The organism is candidate division KSB1 bacterium (assembly GCA_034506335.1).
GTDB lineage: Bacteria > Zhuqueibacterota > Zhuqueibacteria > JANLFK01 > Oleimicrobiaceae > Oleimicrobium.
The window spans coordinates 66,952-76,983 of sequence record JAPDPR010000010.1; the positions used below are offsets into that span (position 1 = coordinate 66,952).

The following is a 10,032-nucleotide window of genomic DNA, read 5'->3' on the forward strand; positions in this document are numbered from 1 at the left end:
CCTATCGGGGAAACAGGCACAACAGTGATTTTGGCAATCAGTAGGAGGAAAACAACCAGCCGTGCCAATTAAGATACGCTACCTTGACGGCCAGCGACTACGGCGGGCCATTCTCGCGGGTTCACACTTTGTGATTCGCGCACAACGCGACCTGAACGCCATCAACGTCTTTCCGGTGGCGGATGCCGATACCGGCACCAACATGGCCAGCACCATGCGTCAAGTGGCCGAGGCAGCCGAGGGCTGTGAAGGATGTTCCATCAGCGATGTGGGCAAGTTAGTGGCCGAGTCCGCTTTGAACGGAGCGCGCGGCAATTCCGGGGCTATTCTGGCGCAATTCTTTGAAGGACTGCGTGAGGAGTTGCAGGGCAAGCTGCGGGTCTCTGCGCGCGCATTTGGCAGGGCAGCGCTGCGCGCGGCCGAACGCGCCAGGCAAGCGATCGCGAACCCCCGCGAAGGAACCATCATCACGGTGATGCGCGATTGGGCAACGCACTTCCACCGCCAATCCGAGCAGAAAAGCGACTTTGCGGAACTGCTGCGCGACTCATTGACGGAAGCCAGGCGTTCTTTGGCGGAAACGCCCAAAAAGTTGGACGTACTGGCGCGGGCAGGCGTGGTGGATGCGGGAGCACAAGGTTTTGTCCACCTGCTGGAAGGCATTGTGGATTTTATCGAGACGGGTCGGGTCCGAGGGGCGGCGCTGCGCAGGCGCATCGCCGCCCGGCTGCAGCTCCCACGCGCCGAGGGGACGGAAAGACCAACCTACCGCTATTGTACCGAGTGCGTCCTTTCGGGTTCAAGGGTGGGCCGCTGGCGGCTGACTTCCACACTGGGCCCTCTAGGCGACTCCCTCATTGTGGCGGGTAGACGCGCCAAGCTCCGCGTCCACCTACACACCGACGAGCCGCAGAAAGTCCTGGAGCTGCTGGCGCGCTACGGAGAGCTCTCTGCGGTCAAGATCGACGACATGCATGCGCAACACCGTAAGGCTAAGATCCGGCTCCGCCGCAAGGGCATTGGCATCGTCACCGACAGCTCCTGTGATCTGCCTGCAGGTTTTGCGCAGCGGCACCAGATTGCCATGGTCCCGCTCACGGTGCGCTTTGGCGACACCGCGTACCTGGACAAAGTCGAGTTGGGGCCAGATGGCTTCTACGAACGCCTGCTGAGCTCCGAACTTCATCCCACCACCTCGCAGCCGGCACCGGGAGACTTTCTCCGAGCATATCGCCAGGCGCTTGAGCGTCACGAGTCAGTAATAGCGGTGCACCTTTCTGGAGCGCTGAGCGGCACGCTCCAGGCGGCCAGAACTGCCGCGCAGCAGTGCCCAAGCGACAGGCTGTTCGTGATCGACGGCAAGAGTGCCTCCATCGCACTTGGCCTGATCGTCCAGGAGGCGGTAGCCGCGGTGCGACGCGGGTTGAGTGTTGAGGAAGTGGTCGAACGTGTCCGGCGCGCCGCGGATAATGTGCGGATATGGGTCGCAGTGCCTACGCTGCGCTACCTCCGACGCAGCGGCCGAGTCAGTTGGCTCAAGGGCGGGTTAGGAACCCTGTTCGGCATCAAACCCGTGCTCACCCTGGATGAACAGGGTGCAGCCTCAGAGGTTGCAAGGACCTTCGGCGAAAAAGCGGCGCGGAGGAAGGTCCTGCAATTGGCCCTCGCTCACGCGCGTCGTTTTGCAGACCCAAAGTTTGCAGTGGCACATTCGCATGCCCCCCATCTGGGGCAATGGCTCGCGACCCGGATTGAAGCTGCAACTGGACAGCAAGGGATTTGGGTGCTGGATGCCTCTCCCGTGCTCGGCGCACACGTGGGACCCGGGGCAGCGGCCGTGGCCGTGCTGGGCATGGAACCGGCGACCAGACGAACATAGGGGGTGGCGCACACAGGCAGGATTCCGCTTCCTTGCCCCGGGGGCCCAGGGCGCAGAGCTGAACCGTTCGGCGGCGAACCGACGTTCGGGCTCTCCATCGGGCCATGCTTAGCCGCGGACAACCTCGCTGCGGAAACAGAGGGGGCCTTGTAAACTATGGCTCAGGCGGTGAGGTAATCACCCCTCCAGGGCGTCTCCTTCCGCCGCTCGCCTTGCCACGGGATGGTGACGGGCCTGGAGACCTATACCATTTTCAGTCTTGCCCTTTCGGGAGATAACGATGCTTAGGCTGCTTCTGGTGATCGTCCTTAGCTATCTGGCGGGGTCACTGCCCACGAGCATCATTGTCAGCAGGCTTTTTCGTGGCATAGACATCCGCGACTATGGCAGCGGCAATGCCGGTGCCACCAACGTGCTGCGAGTGCTGGGGTGGAAGCTCGCGCTCGTGGTCATGATCGTCGACGTGGGCAAAGGCTTTGTCGCAGCCCGCTTCATCGCGCCATTGGGGGCTTCGGTATTGCCCGATCACTTCTCGTTGGTGCAAATCCTGGCCGGAGCCAGTGCGGTTGTGGGACACATCTACACCGTGTTCGCTGGCTTTCGCGGCGGGAAAGGGGTCGGCACTGGCGCTGGGGTGATGCTGGCTCTCTATCCGCTGCCCACCCTCATTTGCGCCGCGGTGTTTCTTGCCGTGGCTTTCAGCACCCGCTATGTGTCGCTTGCCTCCCTCACTGCGGTGACCCTTCTGCCACTGATTCTCGTCTTTTACAAGGTAGCCCTTCATCGACAGGTGGACACCTTTCTCCTGGTGTTCGCCGCCCTTGTCGCAGGGCTCATCATCTTCGCCCACCGCAGCAACATCAGTAGGTTGCTTGCTGGCACGGAGAACCGTTTTGGCCGAGGCAGAGCGCAGGCTGGGGAACAGTGAGCACCAGAAAAGCCCACCAGAGCCTAACCGGGTGGCAATCCGAAGAACCCGTAGGCGGACCGCCGCATGGGAAACTTGGGACGGGGTTAGGCCAGCTCCGCATTTGACACGAGGAGCGCTTCTGCCCTGAATTTACCAAGCGAGACACTGACCCTGACTAAGTTAGGGAGCGCAAAGCGGTGAGAGTGACGTTTCTGGGAACTGGGGCCTCGATCCCGATGCCGAACAGGGCGCTCCCTGCAGTGGCCCTTGCCCATGCGGGCATGATCACGCTGTTTGACTGTGGCGAAGGAACACAGTTTCAGCTGATGCGCGCCGGCCTATCGCCGTCCAAAATCCGGTGTGTCTGCATTTCGCATCTCCACGGCGATCACCTTTTCGGTTTGCCTGGGCTTCTCGCCTCCCTTTCCTTGGCCTCCCGCACGGCACCCTTGCGCGTATTGGGTCCAGCCGGCTTGGAGGAGTATCTACACGCCACTCAACGGTTAGCCGGGTCGGTTCCATCGTTTCCGTTGGAGGTGAACGAGGTGCCGCAGGATAGCGAGGAATGGGTGCTGCGCATTCCTCAGGCCATTATCCGCGCACGCTGGCTTGACCACACGGTGAGCTGCCTAGGGTTCCGCTTTGCGGAGGACGATTTGCCTGGCAAGTTCGACGCGGAGGCCGCGGCACGCTTGGGCGTGCCTCCAGGGCCACAGCGCCAGGCGCTGGTGCGCGGAGAAACTATCACGCTAAGTGACGGCAGAGAAGTACGTCCGGAGGCAGTTGTAGGGCCCCCGCGACCAGGGCGCAAAATTGCCTACTGTGTGGACACTCGCCCTTGTGCTGGCTCAGTGTTGCTTGCCCAGGGGGTGGACCTCCTCATCCACGATGGCACCTTCGCCACGAAGGAGGTGGCACGTGCTCGGGAAAGCGGCCATTCGACGGCAGCACAGGCAGCGCAGGTAGCCGTGCAGGCATGCGCACGGCGCCTCGTGCTCACCCACATCAGTGCACGCTACGTAGAGGATGTGGCCCCGTTGCTCAGCGAGAGCCGTGCACTGTTCCCAGCCACAGAGGTGGCGCACGACCTGTGGACCGTGGTGCTCAATGTGAGGCGTTGACATGGGCGCTCGTTGGCACCGACATCCCACCCGTCTCATCTGGCTGTTGGTGCTCGTCGGCATTGCTGCGGTCTCTTCAGCATCGATTCTCATTAAGCTCTGCGCTGCCCCGCCTCTCACCATTGCCGCGTACCGCTTGAGCATCGCCGCGGGGGTATTTGTAGCCGCCTCGCTCCTCAAGGGGGGAGCGGTGCTCAGGCCCTTTTCTCCTGTTCAGCTGCGCTTGGCCCTTGCCTCGGGGGGCTTCCTTTGCCTTCACTTTGCGACGTGGATCACTTCACTCCGTCACACCTCGGTGGCGAGCTCGGTGTTCCTGGTGCAGACGGCCCCCATCTTCGTGGCTCTCGGCTCCTACGTTGTCCTCCGGGAAGCCCCCGCTCGGCTCCAAGTGGTGGGGATAGGCGTGGCCGTGCTGGGAGGCTCCATCATCGCGAGCCAAGACCTGTCCCTCGGCGCGATGACTGTGCACGGCGACCTGCTCGCTGTGGCGGGGGCACTGGGCGCCGCAGGCTACTGGCTGGCAGGGAGGCGTCTGCGCGTTACCATAGGCATTCTGCCCTATGCCGCCGTCGTCTACAGCACCGCGGCCGTCCTGCTCACCGCGCTGGCGTTGCTTAGCGGAGCCCCCCTCTGGCCCTATCCAGCACACACGCTTGTGCTCCTCGTCCTCATTGCCCTTGTGCCGCAAGTGATCGGGCACACCAGCTTCAACTACGGCCTGCGCTTCCTGTCCGCTTCGGTTGTCTCCGTCCTCGTGCTGGGTGAACCGGTCGGGGCGACCATTCTGGCCTACCTCGTGCTGGGCGAGTCGATATCCGCAGTCAAGGCCCTTGGCGGTATCATCACATTGGTTGGTGTCTACCTGACTGCGCGTGCTGAACCCGCGGCCAGGGCGAAAGCCAACCCCGTGGGAGAAACCGGTTGAATTTCTGCACGCCCGGTGGTATATTTCAAGGCGCGTCGCAGCGGCTCCTTTCCAACGTGGCGGGTGAACATGCAACAAGGTACGCTTAAGGTAATCGTTCAGGCAGATGACACTGGTCTCCCCTTGGAGGAAGTGACCCGGAACTGGGGCCCAGAGCTTCAGGTGTGCGTGGTCTCCTCTCCCGACGACCTCTTGCGGGAGCTGGATGGCAACGAGTTCCGTCTGGTCATTGCCAGGCCCCAGGTCGCGGCTGTGCCGGAGGTGATATCAGCCCTGCGCAAGGCCTGGCAGGAGGAACGGCTCCTCCTCGTGCTTGTGGGTGACGACGCCCAAGAGGGACTGGACCACGAGTTCGTTTACGATGTGCTCGAGCCCCAGGCTTCGCCCTTGCGCATAGCCCGCCTGGTGCATAATGCCCGTGCCCATCTGCTGCTCAGGCAGAACGTGCGGGCATTGTCGGCCCAGCTCGAGGAACAGGCCCAAGACCTTCACGAGCTTAACCAGATCGGCATCGCCCTGTCCTCGGAAAGGGACCTGGACGTGCTACTGGAGATGATCTTGCGCAAAAGTCGAGAGATCACCTCTGCCGATGCGGGGAGTCTGTACCTTGTGGAGCAGAAACCGGGCGTGCCCATCGACGAACACAACCCCTTGGCAAGCAAGCAGCTCCGTTTCAAACTCTCCCACAACGATTCGCTGCAGATTAGCTACAACGAGTTCGTGATGCCCATCGAGAAGCGCAGCATGGCCGGCTATGTGGCCCTGACTGGTGAGCCGCTCAACATCGAAGATGCCTACGATCTGCCCCCGGACGCCGAGTTCAGCCACAATCGCAGCTTTGACCTGAGCACCGGCTACCGCACCAAGTCGATTCTCGGCGTGCCCATGCGCACGCACAAGGGCGAGATCATCGGCGTGCTGCAGCTCATCAACCGCAAGCGCCACTGGGAAGCAAAGTTGACTACCCCGGAGGCCATTGCCGAGGAAATACTCCCCTTCGACGAAAAATGCGTTCATCTGGCCTCTTCGCTTGCGAGTCAGGCGGCGGTGGCCATCGAAAACACCCGCCTATATCAGGAGATCAAGGAGCTCTTCGAAGGGTTTGTGCGCGCCTCGGTTCTGGCCATCGAACAACGAGACCCTACGACCTTCGGACACTCCGAGCGCGTGGCGACCCTGTCGGTGGGGATCGCCGAGGTAGTAGACCGCGTGAACACAGGTCCATACCGCGACGTGCACTTTACACGCGACCAGATCCAACAGATCAAGTACGCTGGGCTCCTGCACGATTTTGGGAAAATAGGAGTACGGGAGCATGTGCTCGTCAAGGCAAAGAAGCTCTATCCGACACAGTTGGACATCATCAAAGCGAGATTTCGCTATCTGAAACGGGCGCTGCAACAGCGGTACACCGCCGAAAAAGTGCGCTACTTCCTCACCACCACGCGCGAAGAGGCACTCCGGGCATCTGAACACCTGGACGAAGAATTCGCCAGGCGCCTGCGTGAACTGGACGACTACCTGGAGTTCATCATCAAGGCAAACGAGCCCACAGTCTTGCCGCAAGGGGGCCTGGAGAAGCTTCTGGAGATTGCTGAGCTTTGGTTCGAAGACGACGGTGAGCGTATTCGCTATTTGGACGAGGCCGAAGTCAAGCTCCTCTCCATCCCCAAAGGGAGTCTGAGCGACGAGGAGCGCGCCGAAATAGAATCCCACGTCACCCATACGTACAATTTCCTCTGCAAGATTCCCTGGACCTCCGAGCTTAAACCGGTACCAGAGATTGCTTATGCCCACCATGAGAAGTTGAATGGCAGTGGCTACCCGCGGCGCCTTTCCGCCCCGGATATACCGGTGCAGTCGCGCATGATGGCCATTGCCGACATCTATGACGCCCTGACCGCCTGGGACCGTCCCTACAAGCGTGCCGTGCCCACGGAGAAGGCCCTGGACATTCTGCGCAGTGAGGTGCAGGCAGGACTACTTGATGGCGAGCTCTTCCGCCTGTTTGTGGAGGCCGAGGTCTTTCGCCAGGTATCGCGACCGCAGCCTTCACCGTAATGGCCACCAAACACCAGAGAACCAACCCCATGCCAACCACCTTGCCGCTGAGAATCCCACTTGGGCAAAAAGCGCTCATAGCTATTACCACGATCTGGACGTGGATGGCAGGGTTAGCATTCTGCCATGCTGACCAGCCAGCCGACCTCCCTGATTTAGATGTGACCTTTATCAGTCGTACGCCGCGCTATCCGCGCCTGGTGGTCTCCTACCATCGCCGTGCCGATGGACTGGTGGGCGATGTACGCCCCTACCTCACCCCAGAGGAAGAGGCGAAAAAGCGCTGGCCTGCTCCTGGCGACACCGTCACCTTTACCGCTCATGTGAAGAACCATGGTAATGCGCCCGTTGCAGGCTATGCCTGCCTCTGGGCCATTGACGGACAGGTCGTTGCCGCTCCCCAGGGCGGTGCACTTGTGCCGGAACAGGAGGCAACCTTCAAGCTCACCTGGCGGTGGCAGGATGGCCCGCACACCGTCTCCTTTCAGGTCGACCCGCAGGACGTGATCCCGGAGCTTAGCCAGCGCAACAATCAGCTCACCGACCGCACTGATGCACTTTCCTTCCACTTTCATGTGGAGCAGTCTCTCTACGACTATTTTGGCACCATAAAGAACTCGTGGGGCACATACTCCTGGGAAGACTGGGCGCAAAGTCAGGTGGCACTGATGAACGATCTGTTTCGCGCGGCAATCTATCCTACCTCGCCTCACGGTGTCACCGAACGCGTGCGTCTGGACATGATCACCATCCATCCGGATGGGGAGCTGGACCCGGAGGGAACACACGCGCCCGAAGACATAGAGTGGGACGGCCGCTGGGGGTTCAAAGCCACCTACTTGACCGACAAGTTTTATGAAAAGAATCCTTGGGCCATAGCACATGAGTGGTCGCTGATTCATGAGCTTGGCCACCAAATCGGACGCATAGACCTCTACTGCCTGGACGTCACCGCTCAACAGAACCTGGTCAATCATGAGGCGTACCGTTCAAAGTACCGCCACTGTTTGATGCACAGTGGCATCTACCTGCCGCAGGATGAGGTGCATTTCTTCTGCGAGCATACTGCGGCGTCGCTGAACCGGGACAAGGGCGTACGCCGCGGCCACTTTGGCGAGTACCTGCTTGACCTGCCCGCCGACAACCAACTTCTTGTGCTGAGCGCCGATCATCGCCCGCTGCGGAACGTCGCGGTAAGCGTCTACCGGGCGGAGCCGCTCGGCTACACCGAAAAGCGCATTGCCCCTCCTCCGGCATTTTCCGGGAAGACGGACGACGACGGACTCTTCCCGCTGGGTGCAAACCCGTTTGGCGAGATCAACAACTGGGGTACAAACGGCGTTCTTCTCGTGAAGGTGGAAAAGGCCGGGCGCGCGTGCTTCCGGTGGCTGGAGATATGCGACTTTAACCTGGAATTCTGGCGGGGCAACCGAGACAGGGCCGTGTACCAGATCCTCTCCGACTTGCGCTAAACCAAATCAAGGAGCGATGGGGCATGAGACGCGCGTACGGAGCAGGGGCAAGCGTAGGGCTAGTTCTCTTACTGAGCGTGGTTGCAAGTCCCACACAAGCACAGAACATCGAGGCACTGCGGCGTGCCATCGCGGCGCATGGGGCCAACTGGAGCGCGGCTAGCAACTGGGTCACCGCGCTGTCGTTCGCCGAGCAACAGGCACTGTGCGGCACTTCCGTCGAGATGCCCGACCAGACGGCAGCCACACTCTTGCTTTTGCCGCGCATCGCGGACCTGCCCCCCGTGTGGGACTGGCGCAACAACAACGGCAACTGGGTTACCCCCGTGCGCAACCAGGGCCCGTGTGGCAGCTGCTGGGACTTTTCCGCCGTGGCCCAGATCGAAAGCTGGTGGATGATCCACCACAATGCGCCGACGTCTCCACCGGACCTTTCAGAGCAGTTCGTGTTGTCCTGCGCCGGCGTTGGCTCGTGTGGCGGCGGGGATATCGGTGGGGTACTGGAGTTCGCCCGCACGACCGGCATCCCACCGGAAAAATGCCTCCCCTACCAGGCAGACGACAAGGTCCCCTGTGCCGCAGCCTGCCCGGATTGGGCCTCGCAAGCCGTCAGAGTACCGGGCTGGGGCTACATCACCTTTGAAGAGGCACTCACAGAGAACATCAAAGCTGCAGTGTTTCGTCACCCGGTCTCGGCCCATTTCACCGTGTACGAGGACTTTACCGCCTACTCAGGAGGTGTGTACGAGCATGTGAGCGGTCAGGAATTGGGCGGGCACGGCATTCTCATCGTGGGCTGGAACGACTACGAACAGAGCTGGATCTGCAAGAACAGCTGGGGCAGAGAGTGGGGTGACCGCGGCTTCTTCCGTATCAAGTGGAACAACTGCGGCATTGGCCGCTATATGCCGTGCATCTGGGACGCCGTCACCGGACGCGCCCTCGCTGTAACCCCCGCACACATCGACGTCACGGTGACCGAGGGCGATTCTACCACAGCGCTCCTCTCACTCACAAATGTCGGCACCGTGCCCCTGGAGTATTCGGCCATCGACTACCAGGTGCCCTTGATGTTTCACCCTGATTCCTTCATGGCCTATGACGCTCTCAGTTGGTGGTGTGGCGACCCAGCAATCGGCGGCTACGAGAACCACTGGTTGCAGTATCTGGACACGCCCACTCTGCAGCTCTCGCACACCAGTGCCCCTCGTCTGCGGTGCGTCAGCATGTGGGCGGTAGAAGACCCTGGCGGCGCCGAATCCCCCTGGGACGGCTGGGACGGTTGCAATGTGTGGGTCTCCACTGACAATGGGCGCAGCTTCAGGGTTGCCGAACCCATAAGCCCGGCATACGACCGGCGCAGTCTGTGGAGCTTCGGCAATAAAGAACAAGGCTGGAACATGGGGGTGGGCATCCCCGGATGGACCGGCAAGAGCGGCGGCTGGAGAAGCGTTGAAGTCGACCTCTCGCCCTATCGCGCCGACAGCGTGGTGATTCGCTTCGCTTTTGCCTCCGACATGGGGCTGTGCACACTGGACGACTCCACCTTGGTGGGTTTCTTCGTGGATGAAATCGTGGTCAGCGATGGGCAACGTACCCTGTTCGCGGACCATGGGGACCGCCTGGAGACGATGCGGCGCACCGGCTTTGGCGCGCGAAGTGCC

Annotated in this window: 7 protein-coding genes; all 7 read left to right on the forward strand. The window is 61.3% G+C overall.

What is annotated here, in order from left to right; all coding sequences use genetic code 11:
* Positions 1 to 61: 61 nt before the first annotated feature.
* Positions 62 to 1,879: a DegV family EDD domain-containing protein gene (locus ONB25_05320; protein ID MDZ7392313.1), complete on the forward strand. Its 1,818-nt coding sequence runs from the start codon at positions 62 to 64 to the stop codon at positions 1,877 to 1,879.
* 280 nt (positions 1,880 to 2,159) lie between these two features.
* Positions 2,160 to 2,807, forward strand: a complete 648-nt coding sequence (gene plsY / locus ONB25_05325) for a glycerol-3-phosphate 1-O-acyltransferase PlsY (protein MDZ7392314.1) — start codon at positions 2,160 to 2,162, stop codon at positions 2,805 to 2,807.
* Positions 2,808 to 2,986: 179 nt separating this feature from the next.
* Positions 2,987 to 3,910, forward strand: coding sequence for a ribonuclease Z (gene rnz / locus ONB25_05330; protein ID MDZ7392315.1), 924 nt, complete (start codon positions 2,987 to 2,989; stop codon positions 3,908 to 3,910).
* A gap of 1 nt (position 3,911) precedes the next feature.
* Entirely contained in the window at positions 3,912 to 4,835 is a 924-nt protein-coding gene (locus ONB25_05335; GenBank protein MDZ7392316.1) for a DMT family transporter, read from the forward strand.
* A 69-nt stretch (positions 4,836 to 4,904) separates the two neighbouring features.
* Complete coding sequence (locus tag ONB25_05340; protein ID MDZ7392317.1) at positions 4,905 to 6,896, forward strand: GAF domain-containing protein; 1,992 nt, start codon at positions 4,905 to 4,907, stop codon at positions 6,894 to 6,896.
* 29 nt (positions 6,897 to 6,925) lie between these two features.
* Positions 6,926 to 8,368, forward strand: a complete 1,443-nt coding sequence (locus ONB25_05345; protein MDZ7392318.1) for a hypothetical protein — start codon at positions 6,926 to 6,928, stop codon at positions 8,366 to 8,368.
* Positions 8,369 to 8,391: 23 nt separating this feature from the next.
* Positions 8,392 to 10,032, forward strand: a 1,641-nt coding sequence (locus ONB25_05350) for a hypothetical protein (protein ID MDZ7392319.1), incomplete at its 3' end; no start/stop codon positions are given.